The sequence below is a fragment of the Nocardioides sp. YIM 152588 genome (genome assembly GCF_040191335.1).
Taxonomy (GTDB): domain Bacteria; phylum Actinomycetota; class Actinomycetes; order Propionibacteriales; family Nocardioidaceae; genus Nocardioides.
The window spans coordinates 23,212-46,558 of record NZ_JBEGDJ010000025.1 but is presented as its reverse complement, the minus strand read 5'-3'; the positions used below and the strand labels follow the sequence as shown (position 1 = coordinate 46,558).

Sequence of the window (23,347 nt, the reverse complement as noted above, 5' to 3'; positions counted from 1 at the left end):
CCGAGTCGGCAGAAACTGGCCTCCCCCGCTGCGCTCCTCCGGTGAGTTTCTGCCGACTCGGCACGCGGTCTCAGTCGCTTCGCTCCCTCGCCCGCCCGCTCGTCAGTCCCTTGGGACGGCTACCCGGGTCGGGGCGGACCTGCCGCGCAGCCGCCGCTCGCCGGCGGTGACCCAGTGCCCGGCCTCGGCGTCCGCGCGCAGTTCGGCGGCGACCACGGTGTCCAGCGCGGCCAGCACCCGGCCGGGGGTCTCCTTGGCCAGGTCGGTGAGCCGGGAGGCGGAGTTCACCGCGTCGCCGATCACCGTGTACTCGAAGCGCTGCTCGTGGCCGACGTTGCCGGCCACCACCTGCCCGGTCGCGATGCCGACGCCGGCGCCGACCTCCGGCACCTCGGCCGCCAGCCGCCGCGCCATCACCCGGCCGCAGGAGAGCGCCAGCGCGGCGTGGTCGGGCGCCTCGACCGGGGCACCGAAGACCGCGAGCACGGCGTCGCCGAGGAACTTGTTGACCAGCCCGTGGTGCGCGGTCACCTCGTCGACGACCACGCCGAAGAAGCGATTCAGCATCGCCACCACCTCGGCCGGCGTGTGGGTCGTCGCGTAGGCGGTGGATCCGACCAGGTCGACGAAGAGCACCGACGCGGTCAGGGTCTGGCCGCCGAGCGGGATCGTCCCGGTGTCGGCCGCGGCCGCGGCGGCGGCGACCTCGTGCCCGACGTGGCGGCCGAACAGGTCGCGGATCCGCTCCCGCTCGCGCAGGCCGGCCACCATCGAGTTGAACCCGCTCTGGAGCTGCCCGAGCTCGGTGCCGTCGTACACGGCGACGTCGACGTCGAGGTCGCCCCGCTCCACCTCCTGGAGCGCGTCGCGCACCGACAGGATCGGCGCCACCACGGCCCGGGTGTTGAGGGTGGTGATCAGCGCGCCGGTGAGCAGCGCGATGGTGCACAGCACGATGGTGACGATCGCGAGCTGCTCCAGCGTCGCCTCGGTGCCGGTCAGGGCCAGCACGCCGGCGATCAGCAGGCCGGTCACGGGCGCCGCGCTGCCGGTGATCCAGAAGAGCATCATCCGCGGCCCGACGCCCACCCCGCGCAGCCGGCCGCCGGCCCGTCGGTCGGCCAGGGCCCGGGCGGCGATGGGCCGCAGCGAGAACTCGGTGACCAGGTAGGCGACGCCGGAGACGACGATCGCCCCGATCCCGACCGTCAGCCCGGTGCCCAGCGCGCGGGCGGGCTGGATCACCGACGCCAGCACGGTGAACAGCACCGTGCCGGTGGCCCAGATGCCGAACTGGATCAGGGTCAGCCACAGCGGCACCCGCAGCGCCCGCGCGCGCACGGCCGGTGTCGGGTCCGCATCGGGCTGGGTGGCCCAGCGCAGCGCCCGGAACGCGCCGGCGGTCCCGGCGAGCACGCCGACCACGACGCCGAGGACGACGTACGTCGGCACCGCGATCGCCAGCGCGATCACCATCTCCCGCGTCGGGTCGGGCGAGGGGATCGCCCACATGTTCACCACGAACACGATCAGGGCGCCGAAGACGTTGGTCACCAGCAGCAGCGCCGTGAGCAGCAGCTGGACGCGGACGCGGAGCTGGTGCGGCCCCTGGTCGCGGCTGCCGAGCACCCGGGCGCCGAACGGGGCACGACGACGCCTGCTCGCCGTACGTCCCATGCGGGGAGGGTAGTGGCTGCGCCCTCCTCGGTTCCGATAGTTGCACCCCCGGTCCACCCGGGTCTGTTTGGATGCCCGTGTGAGTCGCTTCAGCGTCGACGAGATCACCGAGGCCTACGCCGCTTTCCACGAGCGGGTCGAGGAGATGCGGGTCGCCGGCGCGTGGGAGGGGTACGCCGACCTGTTCACGCCCGACGCGGTCTACGTCGAGCACGGCATGGGCACCTTCCGCGGCCGCGAGGAGATCCGCGACTGGGCGGTGCGGACGATGACCGCCTACCCGGGCCGGCTGATGACCGGGTTCCCGCTGGCGTGGCAGGTGGTCGACGCCGACGCCGCGCGCCTGGTCTGCGAGGTCCGCAACCCGATGCCGGACCCCGGCGACGGCACGGCCATGGAGGAGCCGAACATCACGATCATGACGTACGCCGGCGACGGGCTGTTCGCGGGCGAGGAGGACGTCTACAACCCGCTCCGGTTCCACGCGATGGCGCTGCGCTGGGCCCGGATCGCGGCGGAGCACGGGCGCGCGGACGCCGACGTGGTCGCCTACCTGGACCGGTTCGGGGGTTGAGGTTGTCCCGGTTTGGGAGGCTCGTGCCATGAGCGATGCCGCCAAGCGCCTCCTGATGGAGGCGCTGGGCTGGGTGGTGCTGGTCGCCGGGATCGCGGCGCTCTTCCTGCCCGGTCCCGGCCTGCTGCTCACCTTCGCCGGCCTGGCGCTGCTCTCCCGGCAGTACGCATGGGCGGAGCGGTGGGTCGAGCCGGTGCGGCTGCGCGCCCTGCGGGGCGCGGCGGAGAGCGTGGAGACCTGGCCCCGGGTCGTCTTCTCGACGCTCGGCGCGCTGGCCATCGGCGGCTTCGGCGTGCTGTGGATCGTCGAGCCCCCAGCGCCGTCGTGGTGGCCGCTGGAGGCGTCGATGTGGCTGCTCGGCGGCGACTGGACCGGCGTCACGATGCTCGCCTCGAGCCTGATCGCGCTGGCCCTCGTCGCCTACTCCTACCGCCGTTTCCACGGGCGTCCCGACGCCGTCTCCGCGCTCGAGGGCGAGATCGACGAGGCCGACGAGGACTGGCAGGAGCACCACCCGCGCCTGCACCGGCGCGACGAGGAGGAGTGACCCGCGCCCTCCGCCGATCCGTCGGGGGCGCCCACTAACCTCGGACCACCATGGCCCTCCACCTGCACCGCGCCTGGCGCACGGACCAGCTCGCCGACGGCCTCGGCGCCCTGCTGGCCACGCCGCTGGAGGACCCCTTCGCCGAGGAGGTCGTGGTGGTGCCGGCCCGCGGGGTGGAGCGCTGGCTGACCCAGCGCCTCTCCCACCGGCTCGGCACCGGACCGCGCGGCGGCGACGGCGTCTGCGCCGGCGTCCGGTTCCTGCAGCCGGCCAGCCTGGTCGGGCTGCTGCTGGGCCGCGACGCGGACGACCCGTGGCACCCGGACCGCCTGGTCTGGCCGCTGCTGGCCACCATCGACGCGCACCTCGACGAGCCCTGGTGCGCCACCCTGGCCACGCACCTCGGCCACGGCCTGGACGGCGAGGAGGGCGAGCTGCGGCGCAGCCGCCGCTGGGGCGTCGCGCGCCGCCTGGCCGGCCTCCTCTCCTCGTACGCCGTGCAGCGGCCCACCCTGGTCACCGACTGGCGCGAGGGCCGGGACACCGACGGCGCGGGCGGCACGCTCGCACCGGACCTGACCTGGCAGCCGGAGCTGTGGCGCCGGCTGCTCGACCGGGTCGGGGTCGAGGCCCCCGACGAGCGCCACCGGCGGGTCTGCGCGCAGCTGCGCTCCGGGGCGGCGGACGGCCTGGACCTGCCGGCCCGGCTCTCGCTCTTCGGGCACACCCGGCTGCCCGCCACCGAGGTCGAGCTGCTCGGCGCGCTGGCCGAGCATCGCGACGTGCACCTGTGGCTCGCCCAGCCGTCGGCTGACCTGTGGGACGCGGTGGCGCGGGTCTCCGGCGGCACCGCCGCGGCCCGGCCCCGCGCCCAGGACACCACCGCCGAGCTGGTCGGCCACCCGCTGCTCGCCTCCCTCGGTCGGGACGCGCGCGAGCTCGCCGAGGTGCTGACCGGGCCGGGCGCCGCCGTCGCCGACGAGCCCGTCGCGGACGCGCCGGCGCTGCCCGGGACCCTGCTCGGCCGGCTCCAGTCCGACCTGCGCGACAACCGCGCGCCCGACCCGGCCGAGCGGGCCGCACGGGCCGTCGACCCGGGTGACCGGTCGGTGCAGGTGCACGCCTGCCACGGCGCCGCGCGCCAGGTCGACGTGCTGCGCGAGGTGCTGGTCGGGCTGCTCGCCGACGACCCGACGCTGGAGCCTCGCGACATCGTCGTGATGTGCCCCGACATCGAGACCTATGCGCCGCTGATCTCCGCCGGGTTCGGCCTCGGCGACATCCTTCCCGACGTGCAGGCGGACCCCGCTGGCGGCGCGGTCCCCGGCCACCCGGCGCACGGCCTCCGGGTCCGGCTCGCCGACCGCTCCGCGGCCAGCACCAACCCGCTGCTGGCCGTCGCGGTCGCCCTGGTCGAGCTGGCCGGCGGGCGGGTCAGCGCGTCGGAGGTGGTCGACCTGCTCTCCCGCGAGCCGGTCCGGCGCCGGTTCGAGCTGACCGACGACGAGCTCGCCCGGATCACCCGCTGGGTCGCCGAGGCCGGGATCCGGTGGGGCCTGGACGGCGGCCACCGGGCGTCGTACGGGCTGGCGACCTTCGAGCACAACACGTGGCGCGCGGGCCTGGACCGGCTGCTGCTCGGCGTCGCGATGGGCGGCGACGAGCACCGCCACCTCGGCCGCGGGCTGCCCGTGGACGACCTCGGCAGCGGCGAGATCGACCTCGTCGGCCGGCTGGGCGAGGCGGTGGGCCGGCTCGGCGACTGCCTCGACGGCCTGACCCGGGCGACCTGCGCCGAGGAGTGGTTCACCCTGCTCGCCGAGGGGGTCCGCGGGCTGTGCGACGTCGACGCGGACGACGCCTGGCAGCTGCCGCAGTTCGAGCGCGAGCTGGCCCGCGCCCGGGCCGGCGCCGAGGACGGCGACGTGCCGCTGCGGCTCGCCGACGTCCGCGCGCTGCTGGCCGCCCGGCTGGCGGGCCGCCCCACCCGCGCCAACTTCCGCAGCGGCACCCTGACCGTCTGCACCATGGTCCCGATGCGCTCGGTGCCGCACCGGGTGGTCTGCCTGGTCGGCCTCGACGACGGGGTCTTCCCGCGCCACCCCACGGTCGACGGCGACGACGTGCTCGCCCGCGACCCGCAGGTCGGGGAGCGCGACGCCCGCAGCGAGGACCGCCAGCTGCTGCTCGACGCGATCCTCGCCGCCCGCGAGCGGCTGGTGATCACCTACGCCGGCGCCGGCGAGCACACGGGGCAGGAGCGGCCGCCCGCCGTACCGCTCGGCGAGGTGCTCGACGCCCTCGACCGGACGGCCGCGGCGCCCGTCCGCGACCAGGTGCTGGTCCGCCACCCCCTCCAGCCCTACGACGTCCGCAACCACGAGCCGGGTGCCCTGGTGCCCGACCGGCCGTTCTCCTTCGACCGGGCGACGCTCGGCGGGGCGCGGGCCGCGGCCGGGCCACGCCACGCACGGGCCCCGTTCCTCGCCGACCCGCTGCCGGCCGCCGAGCCGCGCGACGTCACCCTGGCCGAGCTGAAGCGGTTCCTCGTCGCGCCCGTCCGGGAGTTCCTGCGGCGGCGGATGGTCGTCTCCACCCCGTTCGAGCCCGACGACCTGCTCGACGCCATCCCGATCAGCCTCAACGGCCTGGAGGTGTGGCAGGTCGGCGACCGCCTGCTCCGCGAGGTGCTGGCCGCGGACGACCCCGCCACGACCGCCCAGGCGGTGATGACCGCGGAGCAGCTGCGCGGCACGCTGCCGCCGTTCGCGCTGGGCCAGCAGGCCCTCGGCGACGTCGTGGGCGAGTGCCAGCGGCTGTTCGCCGCCACCGCCGCGCTGCGGCAGGGCGCGCCGCGCACCCTCGACGTCGACGTCGACCTGGGCGGCGGGCGCCGGCTGACCGGCACCGTGGCGCGGGTCTACGGCAACCAGGTCGTCACCCTGTCGTACTCCCGGATGAAGGCGAAGCACCGGCTCGAGGCGTGGGTCGACGCCCTCGCCCTCGCGGCGACGTACCCGGACGAGAACTGGACGACCCACGCGGTGGCCCGGGAGAAGGCCGGCCCCAAGCGGGCGCTGGCCGGCCCGCTGGACCACCGCGCGGGCGGCTGGCTGCGGGACCTGGTCGCGCTCCACGACGAGGGGATGACCCGACCGCTGCCGATCCCGGTGGCGACCGCGGCCGCCTGGGCCGAGGCCACCTTCCGCAACCGCCTCGGTGACCCGATCGACCCGCGGGCCGAGGCGTCCCGCGCCTGGGTGACCGACCCGCACCACCCCTACGGCATCGAGGGCGAGGACGCCGAGCAGGCGCACCGGCTGGTCCTCGGCCCCGGCGCGGGCCTGGACGCGCTGATCGGCCTGGGCCTGCCGGACCTGGCCTGGCGGCTGTGGGAGCCGCTGCTGACCGGCGCGGAGAAGGTGGGCCCGCTGTGACCGTGACACCGCTGCGGACCGGGCCGGGCGGCCCGATGGAGCCGTTCGACATCCGGGGGCCGCTGCCGACCGGCACGACGCTGCTGGAGGCCAGCGCCGGCACCGGCAAGACCTGGACGATCGGCGCCCTGGTCACCCGCTACGTCGCCGAGGAGGGGGTGCCGCTGGAGGCGATGTTGGTCGTCACCTTCGGCCGCGCGGCCAGCCAGGAGCTGCGCGACCAGGTACGCCGCCAGCTGGTCGAGGCCGAGCGCGCGCTGGCCGGCGACGGCGACCTGCCGGAGGAGAGGCGCACCGACCTGATCGACCTGCTGCTCGACGGCGACGCCGCGACCCGGCGGCTGCGCCACCGCCGCGTCCTGCAGGCGCTCGCCGACTTCGACGGCGCCACCATCGCGACCATCCACCAGTTCTGCTCACTGGTCCTGGACTCGCTCGGCGTCGCCGGCGACACCGACGCCCGCGCGCGGCTGGTGGAGAACCTCGACGACATGCTCGGCCAGGTCGTCGACGACCTCTACCTGCGGGCGTTCGCCGCCGGCACCGAGCCGCCGGCGTTCGACCACGCCGAGGCGATGGCGATCGCGCGCACCGTCGTCGGCGACCCGGAGTCCGCCCTCGAGCCGGCCGACGCCCCGCGGGAGGACCGGGCCGGGCGCCGGGTCGCCTTCGCCGAGGCGGTGCGCCGCGAGATGGACCGCCGCAAGCGGCGGCTCGGCGTGCTCTCCTACGACGACCTGCTGCGCCAGCTCGCCGACGCGCTCGACCACCCCGACGCCCCGGCGCGCACCCGGATGCGGGAGCGGTGGCGGATCGTCCTGGTCGACGAGTTCCAGGACACCGACCCGATCCAGTGGCAGGTCTTCGACCGCGCGTTCAGCGGGCACGCCACGATGGTGCTGATCGGCGACCCGAAGCAGGCGATCTACGCCTTCCGCGGCGGCGACGTGACGACGTACCTGGACGCCGCGGCCACCGCGACCACCCGGCAGACCCTGGCGACGAACCGCCGCAGCGACGCCCCGCTGGTGGAGGCGTGCGGCGCCCTGCTCGGCGGGGCCGAGCTCGGCGACCCGCGGATCGTGGTCCACGACGTCTCCGCGCACCACCAGGCGTCCCGGCTGGCCGGGGCGCCGGACGGCACCCCGTTCCGGATGCGGGTGGTCCGCCGCGAGCAGCTCGGCAAGCGCGGCCGCACGCTGATCCCGGTCGGCGCCGTGCGCCCGCTGATCGCCCGTGACCTCGCGCTCGACATCCGTGGCCTGCTCGCCTCCGGCGCGACGTTCGACGGGCGCCCCGTGCGGCCGAGCGACGTCGCCGTGATCTGCTACCGCCACCAGGACCTGGCCACGTCCCGGGAGGCGCTCGCCGCGGTCGGCGTGCCGGCCGTGATCGCCGGCGGCGGCAGCGTCTTCGCCACGCCCGCCGCCACCGCCTGGCTGACCCTGCTCGAGGCGCTGGAGCAGCCGCACCGCGCGGCCCGGGTCCGCGCCGCGGCGCTCACCGACTTCCTCGGGTACGACGCCGCCGAGCTCGACGCGGGCGGCGACGACCTCACCGACCGGATCGCCGACCGGCTCCGGGCGTGGGCGGAGGCGCTCGCCCGCCGCGGCGTGGCCGCCGTGCTGGAGGCCGCGAACACCGGCGGGCTGCCGGCCCGGCTGCTGGCCACCACCGGCGGCGAGCGGATGCTCACCGACCTGCGCCACATCGGCGAGGTGCTGCACGAGGTCGCGCAGACCGAGCACCTCGGCGTGGTCGCGCTGCTCGGCTGGCTGCGCCTGCAGGTCTCGGAGGCCGCCGACGGGCGCGGCGCCGAGCGGACCCGTCGCCTCGACTCCGACGCCGCCGCGGTCCAGCTGGTCACCATCCACGCGAGCAAGGGCCTGCAGTACCCGATCGTCTACCTGCCGTCGCTGGCCGACCGCTTCGTGCCCAAGCCCACCCGGCCGCTCTTCCACGACGCCGACGGTCGCCGCTGCGTCGACGTCGGCGGCTCGGGCCCGCGCTGGTCCGAGCACTGCCGGCGGTGGGCCGAGGAGGAGTCCGGGGAGTGGCTGCGGCTGCTCTACGTGGCGCTGACCCGGGCGCAGAGCCAGGTGGTGGCGTGGTGGGCGCCGACCCGCAACGCCGAGGCCTCGCCGCTGCACCGGATGCTGATGCGCGCCACCGGCGGCGACGGGCGCCCGGTCGCGACCGTCCCCGCCCAGCCGGCGGTCCCCGACGACGACGAGGTGGCGGCGCTGTTCGGCCGCTGGCGCGACGCCGGGGGCCCGCGGCCCGAGGTCGCCCACCACGCCGAGACGCCGGCGGACCTGGAACCGACCGAGCCCCCGGCGCTGGCGGTGCGCGCCTTCGACCGCTCGGTCGACGTGGCCTGGCGTCGTACCTCGTACTCGGCGCTGAGCGCGGTCGACCTCGGCACCCCGTACGCCGGCGTCGACAGCGAGCCCGAGGTGCTGGCCAAGGACGACGAGCGGGTCGACGACGAGGCGGCCGCGACGGTGCCCGACGTGCCGGAGGCGGCCGACCCCGCCGCCGACGTCGCCTCGCCGATGGCGGCGCTGCCGGTCGGCGCCACCTTCGGGTCGCTGGTGCACGCCGTGCTCGAGCACGCCGACCCGGCCGCGCCGGACCTCCGGGCGGAGATGCTGGCCCACGTCGAGGAGCAGCTGGGCTGGTGGCCCGTGCCGGACCTGGACCGCGAGGCCCTGGCCGACGCGCTGGTGGCCGCGTGCGACACCCCGCTCGGCCCGCTGCTGGGCGAGGCCACGCTGCGCTCGATCGGGGGCGGGGACCGCCTCTGCGAGCTGGACTTCGAGCTGCCCCTGGCCGGCGGGGACCTGGTGGACGGTGCCGGCAGCCCCGAGGTGCTGCTCGGCGACATCGCCGACCTGCTCCGCCGGCACCTGCCCGAGGGGGACCCGGTGCGCGGCTACGCCGACGCCCTCGGCGTACCGGCGCTGGGCGGTCAGGTGCTGCGCGGCTACCTGACCGGCTCGGTGGACGTGGTGCTGCGGCTGCCCGGCGAGGCGGGGTCGCCGGATCCCCGCTACGTGATCGTCGACTACAAGACCAACTGGCTGGGCCCGCGGGAGGAGCCGCTGACCGCGGCCAGCTACGCGCCGGCCGCCCTCGACGGCGCGATGGGGCACTCCGACTACCCGCTCCAGGCGCTGCTGTACGCCGTCGTGCTGCACCGGTTCCTGCGGTGGCGCCAGCCCGGGTACGACCCCGAGCGCCACCTCGGCGGGGTCGCCTACCTGTACCTGCGTGGGCTCTGCGGCCCCGACGCGCCGCGCGTCGACGGCGCGCCCTGCGGCGTCTTCGCGTGGCGGCCGCCGGTGGCGCTGGTGACCGACCTCTCCGACCTGCTCGACGGCGCGGGTGCGACGGCTTCGACGGGGGGAGGGGCGCGATGACGGACGCGACCGGCGCGACGACGGCGACCGCCGGGCCGGCTCCCCGCGGCACCTACGACCCGCGGCTGGCGCTCGGCGCGACCGGGCTGCTGGCCGACCTCAACCTGGCCGGGGTGCTCGACGCGGGCGACGTGCGCGTCGCCCAGCGGGTGGCCGCGCTCGGCGGCGAGGACGACGACCGGGTGCGCCTGGCCGTGGCGCTCGCGGTCCGCGCCGTCCGGCTCGGCTCGGTCGGCGTGGACCTCTCCGCCGACCTCGCCACCGGCCTCGCGCTCCCCGAGGGCGTCGCGCTGCCGCCGGCGGAGGAGTGGGCGGCGGCGATCGCCGCGTCCCCGCTGACCGCCGCGGGCGTGCTGCACCACGACCTCGGCCTGGTCAGCCTGGACCGCTACCACCGGCTCGAGCGCCAGATCGCCGACGACCTCGCCGCCCGGATCGCCGCCGACCGCCCGGCGGTGGACGAGGGTGTCCTCGTCGCCACGCTGCAGCGGGTGCGGGGCGCGCACTTCAGCGCCGAGCAGGCCGCCGCCGTCGAGCACGCGGTGCGGCACCGCACCACCGTGCTGACCGGCGGGCCCGGCACCGGCAAGACCACGACGGTGGCGCGGATCGTGGTCGCGCTCGCCGACCAGTTCCGGGCCGCCGGCCACGCGCGCCACTTCTCGGTGGCGCTGGCCGCGCCGACCGGCAAGGCCGCCACCCGGCTGCAGGAGGCGGTCGGCGCCGAGGTCGAGGCGCTCCACCTTGACCTGGCCGAGCTCGGCCGCCCCGAGGCGCGCACCCTGCACCGGCTGCTCGGCTGGCGCCCGGACAACACCACCCGGTTCGTCCACGACCGCGGCAACCGCCTCAAGCAGGACCTGATCGTGGTCGACGAGGCGTCGATGGTCGACCTCACGATGATGGCCCGGCTGCTGGAGGCCGTGCGCCCCGACACCCGGCTGGTGCTGGTCGGCGACCCCGGCCAGCTCACCTCCGTCGGGGCGGGCGCGGTGCTCTCGGACCTGGTCACCGGCTTCGAGGCCCGCGAGGACTCACCCGTCGTGGCGCTGCGGGAGAACCACCGCTCCACCGAGGAGATCAAGGCGCTCGCCCAGGCGCTGCGGGACGGCGATGCGGACGCCGTGCTGGCGGTGCTGCGCGCCGGCTCGGACGAGGTCGAGTACGTCGAGACCGACCAGCCCGCCGAGGCGCTGCGCCCTGCCTGCCTGGCCGCCGCCCGCCGCGTCCACGACGGCGCCACCGCCGGCGGCACGGGCTCCGGCACCCCGGCCGAGCGCGCCCACGCCGCGCTGGCGGCGCTGGAGGAGTTCCGGCTGCTCTGCGCGCACCGGGAGGGGCCGTTCGGCGTACGGCACTGGAACCGGCAGGTGGAGCAGTGGCTCGCCGAGGACCTGGGCCAGCCGCTCGGCTCGGCCTGGTACGCGGGGCGCCCGCTGCTGGTGACCAGCAACGACTACACGCTCGACGTCTACAACGGCGAGACCGGCGTCGTGGTCCGTGACGACGAGGGCCGCCCGCGGGCGTGGATCGCCGGGGTGGGGGAGCCGCGGGCGTTCGCGCCGGGCCGCCTCGACGCGATCGACACGATGCACGCGATGACGATCCACAAGAGCCAGGGCAGCCAGGCGGACACCATCACGGTGCTGCTGCCCGACGCCGACTCGCGGCTGCTGACCCGCGAGCTCTTCTACACCGCGGTCACCCGGGCCAAGCGCCGGCTGCGGGTGGTGGGCACCGAGGCCGCCGTGCGCGCGGCCGTCGCGACCACGGCCCAGCGCGCGACGGGGCTCGCCGCGCGGCTCTCCGGAGCCCCGGCCTGACTCTGTCCGACGAATGTTCGGACCCGCAACGCGGGCGCAACGCGGTCAGGTTAGCGTGGCCGCATGTCCTTCCTGATGCGCGTGGCGCTCCCCGACGTCCCCGGATCGCTGGGACGGGTCGCCACCGCGATCGGTGTGGCCGGGGGTGACATCGAGGCGATCGAGATCGTCGAGAAGCGGCCCGACGGCACCGCACTGGACGACGTGCTGCTGGAGATCCCGCAGGGCACGATGCCCGACACGATCGTGTCGGCCTGCAACGTGCTCGACGGCGTCCGCGTGCTGTGGATCAGCCACTACCCGTCCGGCGGCAGCCTGGTCCTGGACCTGGAGGCGGTCGAGGAGCTGACGGCCTCGCCGGGAGAGGCGCTGGACCGGCTGGTCGACCTGCTCCCCGCGACGTTCCGCGCCGACTGGGGCGCGCGGGTGCACCGCGCCAAGGGGGTCGTCTACGGCACCAGCGCGGCGCCGGAGGAGATGGACTTCCTCGAGATCGAGGCGCCGCAGCGGATGGAGCTGCCCGAGGACGAGAACACGCTGTACGCCGCCGCCCGGCTCGACGGCAACGAGGTCGTGATGATCGGGCGCCGCGGCGGCCCCGACTTCCTCGACTCCGAGCTCGCGCGCCTCGGCCACCTGGCCGGTTTGGCGGTCACGATCGCGAACGCCAACGACTGACCCACCGGTGGTTGAGGTGCGAGCGGCACGCCCGCCGGTGGTTGAGGTGCGAGCGAAGCGAGCCTCGAAACCACCTCTGGAATCAGCGCTCCGCGCGTGATGTTCTGACGAGCATGGATCTTCTCGAAGGAACCTACGAGCCGAACCAGCAGCAGTGGGTGCGTGACCAGGTCGCGGCCTACGAGGCCTCCGGTGGCGCCGAGGCGAACACGCTCCCGGGCCGCGCGGACTGGCCGATCGTCGTCATCACCTCCCGCGGCGTGAAGTCCGGCAACCTGCGCAAGAACCCGGTGATGCGGGTCGAGAAGGACGGCGTCTACGCCGCGGTCGCCTCCAAGGGCGGCACGCCGGAGAACCCCGCCTGGTACTACAACTTCGTCGCCGACCCCGTGGTCCAGCTCCAGGACGGCCCGGAGCCGGCGCTCTACCGGGCGCGGATCGCCGAGGGCGACGAGCGCGAGGAGTGGTGGGAGCGCGCGGTGGCCCAGTACGCGCCGTACGCGGAGTACCAGGAGAAGACGGACCGGAAGATCCCGGTCTTCCTGCTGGAGCGCGTCGGCTCCTGACCGGCCGGCGACCTGCCCCGTGGGGCGGGTCGGTCGGGCAGTAGCGTTCGCGTCATGAGTGCGATCGACGGCGTGAGCGAGATCTTCGACGCGAGCCAGTGGGACGTGGTGCCCGGCTTCGACGACCTCACCGACCTGACCTACCACCGCGCGAAGGCCCACGGCACCGTCCGGATCGCCTTCGACCGCCCCGACGTGCTCAACGCGTTCCGGCCGAACACCGTCGACGAGCTGCTCCGCACCCTGGAGCACGCCCGCACCTCCGCCGACGTCGGCTGCGTGATCCTGACCGGCAACGGCCCGTCGGCGAAGAACGGCAAGTGGGCCTTCTGCACCGGCGGCGACCAGCGCATCCGCGGCAAGGCGGGCTACCAGTACGAGGACAAGTCGATCGGCGCGGGCGACACCGGCGCCGAGGAGCCCAGCGCCATCGACAAGGCCAAGCTGGCCCGCCTGCACATCCTCGAGTGCCAGCGGCTGATCCGGTTCATGCCGAAGGTCGTCATCTGCGTGGTCCCCGGCTGGGCGGCCGGCGGCGGCCACTCCCTGCACGCCGTCGCCGACCTGACCCTCGCCTCCCGCGAGCACGCCCGCTTCAAGCAGACCGACGCCGACGTGGGCTCGTTCGACGGCGGCTACGGCTCGGCCTACCTGGCCCGCCAGGTCGGCCAGAAGTTCGCCCGCGAGATCTTCTTCCTCGGCGACGAGTACGACGCCGAGACCATGCACCGGATGGGCGCGGTCAACCGGGTCGTCGACCACGCCGACCTGGAGAAGGAGGCCCTGGAGTGGGGCCGCAAGATCAACGGCAAGTCGCCGACGGCCCAGCGGATGCTCAAGTACTCCTTCAACCTCCTCGACGACGGCCTGGTCGGCCAGCAGCTCTTCGCCGGCGAGACCACCCGCCTGGCGTACATGACCGACGAGGCCCAGGAGGGCCGCGACCAGTTCCTGGAGAAGCGCGACCCCGACTGGTCGCCGTACCCCTGGTACTACTGATCCGCCTGTGGGCGGGGTCGTGTGCCTGAGAACCCGCTATTCCGGGGTGAGGGGTACACGACCCGGGTCGGGCGCCGGTGCGGACGAGGCCGTGTGCCCAGGAACCCTCTATCCCGATGTCTCAGGCACACGACGACGACGCGGCGCGGGGTCGGCGGTCATGTAACACGCCGTCCACCGCACTACCCGGCCGTCTGCGTTGGTGACAGCCCGCCACAACGGGCTGGAGGCGACGCGAACGGCCGACCAGACCGGCGGACAGCGTGTTACAGCGCTTCCCCCGGCCACAGCCCCCGCCCCGCCCCCGCCCCGCCCCGCCCCGCCGACGTCCCCGGCACTCACCGGAATCGGCGGTCGGGCGTCGAAACCCGCAGCCCACCGCCGTCACGGTCCGTTCCTCGGGAGTTTCCAGCAACGGAGGTCGGCGGCGGGGGGCAGCGGATAGCGTCACGCCCCGTGCCTGCGTCCGCTCCCGCGTCCCAGCCGTCCCGCTCCCGCCGCGCCGCCGCTCTCGGCGCGGCCCTCGCCGTGGCCCTCGGGGCGGGGGCGCTCACCGCGCCGGCGCGTGCCGAGGTGAGCGGACCGATCTCGTCGGCCGGCACCACGACCCTGGTCAGCGCCGGACTCGGCGGCGCGGTCCCGAACGGCCGGTCGACGCACCCGGAGCTCTCATCGGACGGCCGGTTCGTCGTGTTCGACTCGGAGGCGAGCAACCTGGTCTCCGGTGACGACAACGGCGTGCGCGACGTCTTCTGGCGCGACCAGCTGACCGGCGAGACGCGGATCGTCAGCCGCGCGGACGGTGCCGACGGCGAGCTGGGCGACGGCACCAGCGGCGCAGGCTTCAACGCGGGGGAGCACCACACCGGGATCTCGGCGGACGGCCGGTACGTCGCGTTCCTCTCGGCGGCCAGCAACCTGGTCGCCGGGGACGACAACGGCGTGACGGACGTCTTCGTGCGCGACGTGGTCGCGGGCCGCACCCTCCTGGTCAGCGGGACCGGTGCCGGTGCCGTCGTCCCCGAGGGGGCGCAGGGCGACCTGGCCATCTCCGGCGACGGGCGCTTCGTCGCCTTCGCCTCGCGCTCGGAGGAGCTGGCCGGGGCCGAGCTCGTCGAGTCCTTCGGGCTGAACGCTCTGCAGGTCCTCCGCTGGAACCGCCGCACCGGTCGGACGGTCCTGGTCAGCCGGACCGACGACGGCACCCCCGCGGAGACCGACGCGAGCGGCCCGGTGATCTCCGACGACGGCAGCAAGGTCGGGTTCGTCACCGCCGCGGAGAACCTCGGGGGCCTGCCGAGCGTCGAGTCCCCGAGACCGGTCTTCCTGGTCCGCGACGTCGTCCGGGCGCGGACCACCGTGGAGTCGCGGGCCGTCGGCCCGGACGGGGAGGTCCAGTCGTCGGCTAGCGGGCTGATGGCCGGCGACGGCACCCACGTCGCGTGGGCGGACACCAACGCGAAGCGGCTCTTCGTGCGGGACCTGGCCACCGGCGCCACCGAGCAGGCCGCGGTGCTCACCGGCGGCGAGCTGCTGCCGGGCTTCTGCTGCTTCAACTTCGCGATCTCGGCCGACGCCCGGTTCATCGCGGCGCACGCCGAGGACGGCGACGAGAACAACACGATCTACCTACGCGACCGCGCGACCGGGATCACCGAGATCGTCAACCGCCCGACCGGCGCGGAGGCGGAACCGCTCCCCAGCAACGGGCGGGACGGCGTCGCGATCTCCGACGACGGCCGGTTCGTGGCGTTCAGCAGCGACGCGCCCGACCTGGCGCCCGACGACTTCTCCTCCGGCCAGCCCTTCCCGTTCGACGCGTTCGTGCGCGACGTCACCGGCCCTCCCGCCCTGGCGCCGGCGATCGGCCGCGGTACGCAGGACCCGACGGACCTGCTGGTCAGCGTCGGCTGCGGCGCGGCCCTGTGCGAGGGCGTGCTCACCGGCAAGGTGGTCGCGCGGCGCAGCGCCGGGGGAGCGGGCCGTCAGGTGTTCGCGCTCGAGGAGGCGGCGGCCTACGCGCCGGGCGGGCTGACGGTCGACGTGCCGCTGGACCTCGCCGGCGGCGACGCCGCGGTGGAGGAGCTCGTCGCGCTGCTGGCGGACCCGGACTTCGTGAAGCACTCCCGCCTCGTGCTGACGCTGGACGTGACCGGCGAGGCCGGCGCGGCGTCGACGACCGCGCGCCGCCGGCTCGTCCCGACGCCGGTCGTGACGCCGAAGGTCCGCCTCTCGGCCACGCCGAAACGGGACCGGACGGCCCCGTTCGCCTACCGGCTGACGGGCCGGCTCGCCGGCTCGTTCGCGAAGAACGCCGCGACCTGCGACGGGACCGTGAGGATCGCGGTCAAGCAGGGCACGCGCGCGCTCGCCAAGAAGAAGGCAGCGGTCACCGACGCCTGCCGCTTCGGCGCCGAGGTCACGATCGCGGCCGCGAAGATCGAGGGGAAGAGCCCGGTGAGGCTGAAGGTGGTCGCCCGCTACGGCGGCAACGGCGGTGGACCGGTCGTGCTCGAGGCCGCGACGAAGCGGCTCCGAGTCCGCGCGGGGTAGGTCGGCCCGTGCCTTCGTGGGCCCTGATGTGTGCTGAGCCCGCACCCGGTGCGTGCGGAGCGCACAGGAGGAGTGTCGGCACGACAGGGGACCTTGGCCCTACCCGCCCGTCCGACCGGGTGGAGACACTGCGGGCATGACCCGCGAGGGCGCGACGGCTGACCTGCCCGGATCGCCGCCGGAACCGGATCGCGTCATCGACGTCCCGGGGCTGCAGGCGCTCCTGGACCGGCTGGTCGCGCGCGGCTACACCGTGATCGGGCCGACGGTGCGGTCCGGCGCGATCGTGAACGCGCCGATCCGCAGCGTCGAGGAGCTGCCCCGCGGCTGGGGCGACGAGCAGGACGCGGGGCGGTACCGGTTGCGGCGGCGCGAGGACGAGGCGCTGTTCGGGTTCGCCGCGGGGGCGCAGTCGGCGAAGCCGGTCTTCTTCCCCGCCGAGGAGGTGCTGTGGCGCGGGCGCCGGAGCGGCGAGGGGTTCGAGGTCGCCGCCCCCGAGGCCGGGGACGGCGCCGACCTGCCGCCGTACGCCCTGCTCGGGGTCCGCTCCTGCGACCTCTCCGCGATCGGCATCCACGACGTGGTGCTCACCGGCCGCGCGCACGCCGACGTCGCGTACGCCGCCCGGCGGTCGGCCGCGTTCGTGGTCGCGGTGACCTGCTCCGACCCGTCCGGCACCTGCTTCTGCGCCTCGACCGGCACCGGGCCGCGGCCCGAGCGGGGCCGGGGCGCGTCGTACGACCTGTCGCTCACCGAGCTGCTCGGCGGGCCGCCGGGGACCGGCACCCACCGCTTCGTCGTCGAGGTGGCCAGCGACCGCGGCGCCGAGCTCCTCGACGAGATCGGTGCCCGGGCCGCCCCGGCCGACGACGTGGCTGCCGGCGACCGGGTCGCCGCCGATGCCGCCGGGTGGATGGGGCGCCACCTGGACACCGACGGGCTGAAGGAGCTGCTGTACGACGCGGCGGAGAGCCCGCTCTGGGACGACGTGGCCACCCGCTGCCTGGCCTGCGGCAACTGCACCGCGGTCTGCCCCACCTGCTTCTGCACCACCGTCGAGGACGTCACCGACCTGACCGGCGACGTGGCGGGGCGCGACCGGGTGTGGGACTCCTGCTTCGACGCCGACCACTCCTGGATCCACGGCGGGACCGTCCGGGCCTCGACGAAGGCCCGCTACCGCCAGTGGATGACCCACAAGCTGGCGTCCTGGGTCGACCAGTTCGGCACCTCCGGCTGCGTGGGGTGCGGCCGCTGCGTGACCTGGTGCCCGGCGGCCATCGACATCACCGCGGAGGCGGCGGCGCTGCGCCTGGCCGCCGAACCCGCGGACCCGACGAGTGGAGGCAGCTGATGAGGACCATCGCGGAGCTGCTCCCCGAGCACCCCTTCTTCGAGGGGCTCGACGAGCAGTGGATCGACCTGATGACCGGGTGTGCGTCCAACACCCACCTCTCGCCCGGCGCCTGGGTGTTCCGGGAGGGCGAGCCCGCGGACACCTTCTACGTCGTCCGGCGCGGCTGCGTCGCGATCGAGACGCCCACGCCGACCGGTCCCCTCGTGATCCAGACGGCCCACGAGGGGGACGTCGTCGGGTGGTCGTGGCTGGTGCCGCCGTACCGCTGGACCTTCGACGCCCGCGCCACCGAGGAGACCAGCCTGATCGCGTTCGACGGCGCCTGCCTGCGCGGCAAGTGCGAGGGGGACCCCGCGCTCGGGTACGCGCTGATGCAGCGCGTGGTCCAGGTGATGTCGGACCGGCTGCACTCGGCCCGGATGCGGATGCTGGACCTGTACGGGGCGCCGTCGTGACCGCCCGGCCGGCCCCCGCGCCCCCGTTCCCCGGCGCGGCGGCGGGAGTGATGGTGCCCCGACCGTTCGTGGTCACCGAGGTGCGCCGCGACACCCGCGACACGCGGACCGTGCGGCTGACGGCCGACGACGAGCCCCTCGCCTTCGCGCCCGGGCAGTTCACGATGCTGTCCCGCTTCGGCGTCGGCGAGGTCCCGATCTCGATCAGCGGCGACCCGGCCGGCCCCGAGGTCCTCGAGCACACGATCCGCGACGTCGGTGGCGTCACCCGCTCCCTCGCCGGTGCCGCCGTCGGCGACGTGCTCGGCGTGCGCGGCCCGTTCGGGCACGGCTGGGACGTCGCGGACGGCCGTGGCGGCGACCTCGTCATCGTCGCCGGGGGCATCGGGCTGGCCCCGCTGCGCCCCGCCGTCCTCGCGGTCTGCGCCGACCGGGCGTCGTACGGCAGGGTCAGCCTGCTCTACGGCGCGCGGACCCCCGAGGACCTCCTGTTCGAGACGGAGCTCCGCGCCTGGGCGCGCGAGCACGCGATCGACGTGGCGGTGACCGTCGACGCCGGCGGCCACGGGTGGCGGGGCCGGGTCGGCGTCGTCACCGAGCTCGTCGCGCGCGCCCGCTTCGACGGCGCGCGCACCCTGGCCCTGCTCTGCGGCCCCGAGGTGATGATGCGGTTCACCGCCCGCGCGCTGCTCGACCGCGGGGTGGCGCCGGACCGGCTCCGCCTGTCGATGGAGCGGAACATGCAGTGCGGGGTCGGCCTGTGCGGCCACTGCCAGCTCCGCGAGCTGTTCCTGTGCGTGGACGGCCCCGTGCTGTCCCACGACCGGCTCGCGCCACTGCTCACCCGGGCGGAGCTGTAGGAGATGACCGATCCCAGGCCCCGGCTCGCGGTGTGGAAGTTCGCGTCGTGCGACGGCTGTCAGCTCACGCTGCTCAACTGCGAGGACGAGCTGATCCCGCTCGCCGGCCAGGTCGAGATCGGGTACTTCCCCGAGGCGACCCGAGCGGTGGTGGAGGGCCCGTACGACGTCTCGCTGGTGGAGGGGTCGATCACCACGCCGGACGACCTGGAGCGCATCCAGCAGGTCCGCGCCGCGTCGCGCCGGTTGATCACGATCGGCGCCTGCGCCACCGCCGGCGGCATCCAGGCGCTGCGCAACTTCGCCGACGTGGCGGAGTTCCGGTCGGTGGTCTACGCCCACCCGGAGTACGTCGAGACGCTCGACCGCTCCACCCCGATCTCGGCCCACGTCGCGGTCGACTTCGAGCTGCGCGGCTGCCCGGTCGACCGGCACCAGCTGCTGGAGGTGCTGGCCGCCGAGCTCCAGGGGCGGCGGCCGCGCATCGCCCGCCACAGCGTCTGCTTCGAGTGCAAGCGGCGCGGGAACGTGTGCGTCACCGTGGCGCACGGCACCCCGTGCCTCGGCCCGGTGACCCAGGCGGGGTGCGGCGCGCTGTGCCCGTCGTACGACCGGGGCTGCTACGGCTGCTTCGGGCCCCAGGACACGCCCAACGCGGCGTCCCTCACCGTTCGGCTGCGGGAGCACGGCATGGACGACGGCCAGGTGCGGCGGGTGTTCCGGACCTTCAACGCCGCCTCCGAGGTCTTCCTGCGTGCCGCCGAGCGCGCCGGGACCAGGGAGGGAGGCGACCCGTGAGCCAGCGGACCGGCGACGGCGACCACCTGATCCACGTCGACACCCTCGCCCGCGTCGAGGGTGAGGGCGCGATGCGCATCGAGGTGCGCGACGGCCGGGTGAGCGACGTCCAGCTGCGGATCTACGAGCCGCCGCGCTTCTTCGAGGCCCTCCTCCGGGGCCGGGCGTGGACCGAGCCGCCCGACATCACCGCGCGCATCTGCGGGATCTGCCCGGTGGCCTACCAGGTGAGCGCCTGCTGGGCGATCGAGGACGCGTGCGGCGTCACCGTGCCCGAGGCCGTCCGGGCGATGCGCCGGCTGCTCTACTGCGGGGAGTGGATCGAGAGCCACGCCCTGCACGTCTACCTGCTGCACGCCCCGGACTTCCTCGGGTACGACGGCGCCATCGACCTCGCCGCCGACCACCCGTCCGTCGTGGAGACCGGGCTGCGGCTGAAGCAGGCCGGCAACCGGCTGATGACCGTGGTCGGCGGCCGCTCCATCCACCCGATCAACGTCAAGGTCGGCGGCTTCCACCGGATGCCGCGCGCGGACGAGCTGCGCGGGGTGCGGCCCGTCCTGGAGCGGGCGCTGGAGGACGCACTGGCGACGGTGCGGCTGGTGTCGGGCTTCGACTTCCCCCACCTGGAGCAGCCGCACGAGTACGTGGCGCTCCGGCCGGAGGCGGGGTACCCGATCGAGGACGGGCGGGTGGTGACCTCGTCGGGGAACGGCTTCGACGTCCGCGACTTCCCCGCCCACCTCGACGAGCTCCAGGTGCCGCACTCGCACGCGCTGCACGCCCGCCTCGACGGCGGCGTCCGCGGCCCGTACGTGGTGGGCCCGCTGGCCCGCTACACGCTCAACCACGACCGTCTCGGTGCCGTCGCCCGCGACGCCGCGCGCGAGGCGGGGCTGGGCCCGGCCTGCCGCAACCCGTTCCGGTCGATCGTCGTGCGGGCGGTGGAGATCGTCGAGGCGGTGTCGGAGGCGCTGCGCATCGTCGACGCCTGGCTCGACGGGTCGCTGGCCGCGGAGGCGCCGGCCGTGCCCGTGCCGCCGCGCGCCGGCGAGGGGTTCGGGGCGAGCGAGGCGCCCCGGGGCATCCTCTTCCACCGCTACGTGTTGGACGACGCCGGCACGATCCTCGACGCGCAGATCGTCCCGCCGACCTCGCAGAACCAGGCCGGCGTCGAGGCCGACCTGCGCGCGCTGGTGGGCTCGTGGCCCGACCTCGACGACCTCGACGAGGAGGCGCTGCGGCACCGCTGCGAGCAGGCGATCCGCAACTACGATCCGTGCATCTCCTGCGCCACCCACTTCCTCGACCTCACCGTGGACCGGTCGTGACCGGCGCGACGCTGGTGGTGGGGCTCGGCCACGGCGACCGCGGCGACGACGGCGTCGGCCCGGAGGTCGCGGACCGCGTGTCCGACCGGTTGCGCGGCGAGCCCGGCGTGCGGGTCGTCGTGGAGGAGGACCCCGCCGCGCTGCTCGACCTGTGGCGTGGCCACGACCACGTCGTGGTCGTCGACGCCGTCGTGACGGGGGTCCCCGCCGGGACGCTGCACCGGTTCGACGTCGGCTCAGCGGCGCCGCCGCTGCCGGAGCGGGCGTGGGCGCGGACCGGTACGGCGGGGACGCACGCCCTCGGGCTCGCCGACGCCGTGGGGCTCGGCCGGGCGCTGGGTCGGCTGCCCGCGCGGGTGGCCGTCGTGGGCGTGGAGGCCGGCCGCCTCGACCTCGGCGCGGGGCTCTCCGCCCCGGTCGCGGCCGCCGTGGAGGGTGCCGCCGACCTCGTGCTGTGGGAGGTGGCCCTCGGCGCGGCCGGGCACCGCTGATCGGCGGCGGCGACCGGCACGGGAGGATCGGGGCATGGTGACGCTCGGCTTCCTCCACACCGCCGAGGTCCACGTCGCGACGTTCGAGGCCCTGGTGGGCGAGGCGGCCCCGGCGTCGGCGGCCGCGACGGTGCACGCCGTGGCACCCGACCTGCTGGACCGGGCCCGCGCCGAGGGCCCGACGCCGGACCTCGCCGAGGGTGTGCGGGCGGCCGTCGCCGACGTCGTCGCCCGCGGCGCGGACGTCGTCGTCTGCACCTGCTCCACGCTCGGCCCGATCGCCGAGAGCGTCGACGCCGGCGTCGCGGTGCTGCGGGTGGACCGGCCGATGGCCGCGGCCGCGGTGGCCGCCGGTCCGCGGATCGGTGTGGTCGCCGCGCTGGAGTCCACCCTGGCCCCGACGCTGGGCCTGATCGCCGGGGAGGCCCAGCGCGCCGGGGTCGCCCCGGCGGTCGTCGACGCCTGGGTGCCCGAGGCGTGGGCCGCCTTCGAGTCGGGCGACCTGGCGGGCTACCACGCCCAGGTCGCCGCGGCCGCACGCTCGATCGCGGGCGAGGTCGACGTCGTCGTACTGGCCCAGGCGAGCATGGCCGGCGCGCAGCCGCTGCTCGCGGACCTCGGCGTACCGGTCCTGGTCAGCCCGGGCCTCGCCGTCCGTGCCGCGCTCGCGGCGGCCGGCCGTCCACGGGGCCGCTGACCCGCGTCGTCACATCCCGAATGGCCCCACATCGGCCCGAAAAGGGGCCAATCTGCATGTGACGACGCGCCATCCAGCCGGACGCGCCTACGTCGCCTCGTAGTCCACCGGCAGCGGCAACGGCCCGAGCTGCTCGGCGCGCGACATCTCGACGGCCAGCTCGCGCAGCCGCCGCAGCGCCAGGGCGATCTCGGGCTGACCCGACGTGCCGGCGCGGACGCTGGTGAGCAGGTGCCGCTCCGGCGCGCCGCGCCCGCGCAGCGGCACCCGGACCAGCAGGTCGTCGGCGGGGAGGCGGGCCAGGCGCGGGACGACGGCGACGCCGAAGCCGGCGGCGACGAGCGCGGCGCCGGTGTCCCACTCGACGACCTCGTGGGCCTGGGCCGGGGTGAACCCGGCGGCGGCGCAGGCGGTGGTGACCATCTGGTGGTGCGGTCGGCCCGGGCGGTCCATGATCCAGGGCTCGTCGGCGGCGTCGGCCAGCGATACCCACGCCCGGTCCGCGAGCCGGTGCCCGACCGGGACCAGCAGGTCGAGGGTGTCGAACATCAGCGGCTGCTGCTCGAAGCGGGCGTCGGTGGAGGGCGGCAGCACGTCCGTGGCGACCACGACGGCCAGGTCGACGTGGTCGGCCAGCAGCATCCGGAAGCAGACCTCCGGGTCGGCCTCGATGATCCGCACCGTCGAGCGCGGGAAGGCCCGCATCACGGTGGCGGCCACGTGCGGCAGCAGCGCGGAGGCGGCGGTGGAGAAGCCGGCCAGCCGCAGCTGGCCCAGGCCCGTGTCGGTCGTGCCCTGGATCTCGGCGCGGATCTCCTCCCACTGCGCGAAGAGGTCGCCGGCCCGGTCGAGCAGCAGCGTCGCGGCCGCGGTGAGGCGCACCCGGCGGCCGTCGGGCACGAGCAGCGGCGCGCCGATGTCGTGGGCGAGCGTGCGCATCTGGTGGGAGACCGCGGACGGGGTGTAGCCGAGGTGCTTCGCCGCCGCCGTGATCGTGCCCTGGTCGGCGACCACGCGGAGCACGCGCAGGCGCGAGTCGATCATGCAAAGAGATCGTACGGTTATCTCAGAAACCTTGCGCT

General features: G+C 75.5%; 18 protein-coding genes. 16 read left to right on the top strand and 2 right to left on the bottom strand.

Translation table 11 applies throughout. The features are described 5' to 3' along the window. Positions 1 to 102: 102 nt before the first annotated feature. Entirely contained in the window at positions 103 to 1,677 is a 1,575-nt protein-coding gene (locus ABLM29_RS13365) for an adenylate/guanylate cyclase domain-containing protein (RefSeq protein WP_349714616.1), read from the bottom strand. A 79-nt stretch (positions 1,678 to 1,756) separates the two neighbouring features. On the opposite strand from ABLM29_RS13365, the gene ABLM29_RS13360 reads away from it, so the two are divergent. From ABLM29_RS13360 to ABLM29_RS13285, 16 genes are all read left to right on the top strand, one after another. Continuing rightward, positions 1,757 to 2,251 carry a nuclear transport factor 2 family protein gene (locus ABLM29_RS13360; RefSeq protein WP_349714615.1) on the top strand — a complete coding sequence of 165 codons (495 nt, stop codon included), beginning with the start codon at positions 1,757 to 1,759 and terminating at the stop codon, positions 2,249 to 2,251. A gap of 28 nt (positions 2,252 to 2,279) precedes the next feature. Further along, the gene (locus tag ABLM29_RS13355; protein WP_349714614.1) at positions 2,280 to 2,798 is read left to right on the top strand and encodes a PGPGW domain-containing protein; all 519 of its coding nucleotides are present in this window, start codon (positions 2,280 to 2,282) and stop codon (positions 2,796 to 2,798) included. Between the two features lie 50 nt (positions 2,799 to 2,848). Then, a complete protein-coding gene (gene recC, locus ABLM29_RS13350) occupies positions 2,849 to 6,235 on the top strand; it encodes an exodeoxyribonuclease V subunit gamma (RefSeq protein WP_349714613.1) in 3,387 nt (1,128 codons plus the stop codon). Then, on the top strand, positions 6,232 to 9,657 hold the full coding sequence (locus ABLM29_RS13345) for a UvrD-helicase domain-containing protein (RefSeq protein ID WP_349714612.1): 3,426 nt from the start codon (positions 6,232 to 6,234) through the stop codon (positions 9,655 to 9,657). Before recC ends, ABLM29_RS13345 begins: the two co-directional genes overlap by 4 nt. Next, the gene (gene recD / locus ABLM29_RS13340; protein ID WP_349714611.1) at positions 9,654 to 11,480 is read left to right on the top strand and encodes an exodeoxyribonuclease V subunit alpha; all 1,827 of its coding nucleotides are present in this window, start codon (positions 9,654 to 9,656) and stop codon (positions 11,478 to 11,480) included. Before ABLM29_RS13345 ends, recD begins: the two co-directional genes overlap by 4 nt. A gap of 63 nt (positions 11,481 to 11,543) precedes the next feature. Further along, positions 11,544 to 12,158, top strand: coding sequence for an ACT domain-containing protein (locus ABLM29_RS13335; protein ID WP_349714610.1), 615 nt, complete (start codon positions 11,544 to 11,546; stop codon positions 12,156 to 12,158). A 113-nt stretch (positions 12,159 to 12,271) separates the two neighbouring features. Next, positions 12,272 to 12,724: a nitroreductase family deazaflavin-dependent oxidoreductase gene (locus tag ABLM29_RS13330; RefSeq protein ID WP_349714609.1), complete on the top strand. Its 453-nt coding sequence runs from the start codon at positions 12,272 to 12,274 to the stop codon at positions 12,722 to 12,724. Between the two features lie 54 nt (positions 12,725 to 12,778). Next, positions 12,779 to 13,723 carry a 1,4-dihydroxy-2-naphthoyl-CoA synthase gene (locus ABLM29_RS13325; protein ID WP_349714608.1) on the top strand — a complete coding sequence of 315 codons (945 nt, stop codon included), beginning with the start codon at positions 12,779 to 12,781 and terminating at the stop codon, positions 13,721 to 13,723. 456 nt (positions 13,724 to 14,179) lie between these two features. Beyond that, positions 14,180 to 16,276, top strand: a complete 2,097-nt coding sequence (locus tag ABLM29_RS13320; protein ID WP_349714607.1) for a TolB-like translocation protein — start codon at positions 14,180 to 14,182, stop codon at positions 16,274 to 16,276. A gap of 136 nt (positions 16,277 to 16,412) precedes the next feature. Further along, a complete protein-coding gene (locus ABLM29_RS13315; protein ID WP_349714606.1) occupies positions 16,413 to 17,630 on the top strand; it encodes a 4Fe-4S dicluster domain-containing protein in 1,218 nt (405 codons plus the stop codon). Further along, positions 17,630 to 18,088: a Crp/Fnr family transcriptional regulator gene (locus ABLM29_RS13310; protein ID WP_349714605.1), complete on the top strand. Its 459-nt coding sequence runs from the start codon at positions 17,630 to 17,632 to the stop codon at positions 18,086 to 18,088. Before ABLM29_RS13315 ends, ABLM29_RS13310 begins: the two co-directional genes overlap by 1 nt. Then, the gene (locus ABLM29_RS13305) at positions 18,085 to 18,948 is read left to right on the top strand and encodes an FAD/NAD(P)-binding protein (protein WP_349714604.1); all 864 of its coding nucleotides are present in this window, start codon (positions 18,085 to 18,087) and stop codon (positions 18,946 to 18,948) included. The genes ABLM29_RS13310 and ABLM29_RS13305 overlap by 4 nt, the downstream gene beginning before the upstream one ends. A gap of 3 nt (positions 18,949 to 18,951) precedes the next feature. Further along, on the top strand, positions 18,952 to 19,746 hold the full coding sequence (locus ABLM29_RS13300) for an NADH-quinone oxidoreductase subunit B family protein (protein ID WP_349714603.1): 795 nt from the start codon (positions 18,952 to 18,954) through the stop codon (positions 19,744 to 19,746). Further along, positions 19,743 to 21,077 carry a Ni/Fe hydrogenase subunit alpha gene (locus ABLM29_RS13295; protein WP_349714602.1) on the top strand — a complete coding sequence of 445 codons (1,335 nt, stop codon included), beginning with the start codon at positions 19,743 to 19,745 and terminating at the stop codon, positions 21,075 to 21,077. The genes ABLM29_RS13300 and ABLM29_RS13295 overlap by 4 nt, the downstream gene beginning before the upstream one ends. Then, complete coding sequence (locus ABLM29_RS13290; RefSeq protein WP_349714601.1) at positions 21,074 to 21,568, top strand: hydrogenase maturation protease; 495 nt, start codon at positions 21,074 to 21,076, stop codon at positions 21,566 to 21,568. The genes ABLM29_RS13295 and ABLM29_RS13290 overlap by 4 nt, the downstream gene beginning before the upstream one ends. Before the next feature lie 34 nt (positions 21,569 to 21,602). After that, complete coding sequence (locus tag ABLM29_RS13285; protein ID WP_349714600.1) at positions 21,603 to 22,265, top strand: aspartate/glutamate racemase family protein; 663 nt, start codon at positions 21,603 to 21,605, stop codon at positions 22,263 to 22,265. An 87-nt stretch (positions 22,266 to 22,352) separates the two neighbouring features. On the opposite strand, the gene ABLM29_RS13280 is transcribed toward ABLM29_RS13285, so the two are convergent. Further along, a complete protein-coding gene (locus ABLM29_RS13280; RefSeq protein WP_349714599.1) occupies positions 22,353 to 23,309 on the bottom strand; it encodes a LysR family transcriptional regulator in 957 nt (318 codons plus the stop codon). Positions 23,310 to 23,347: the final 38 nt, after the last annotated feature.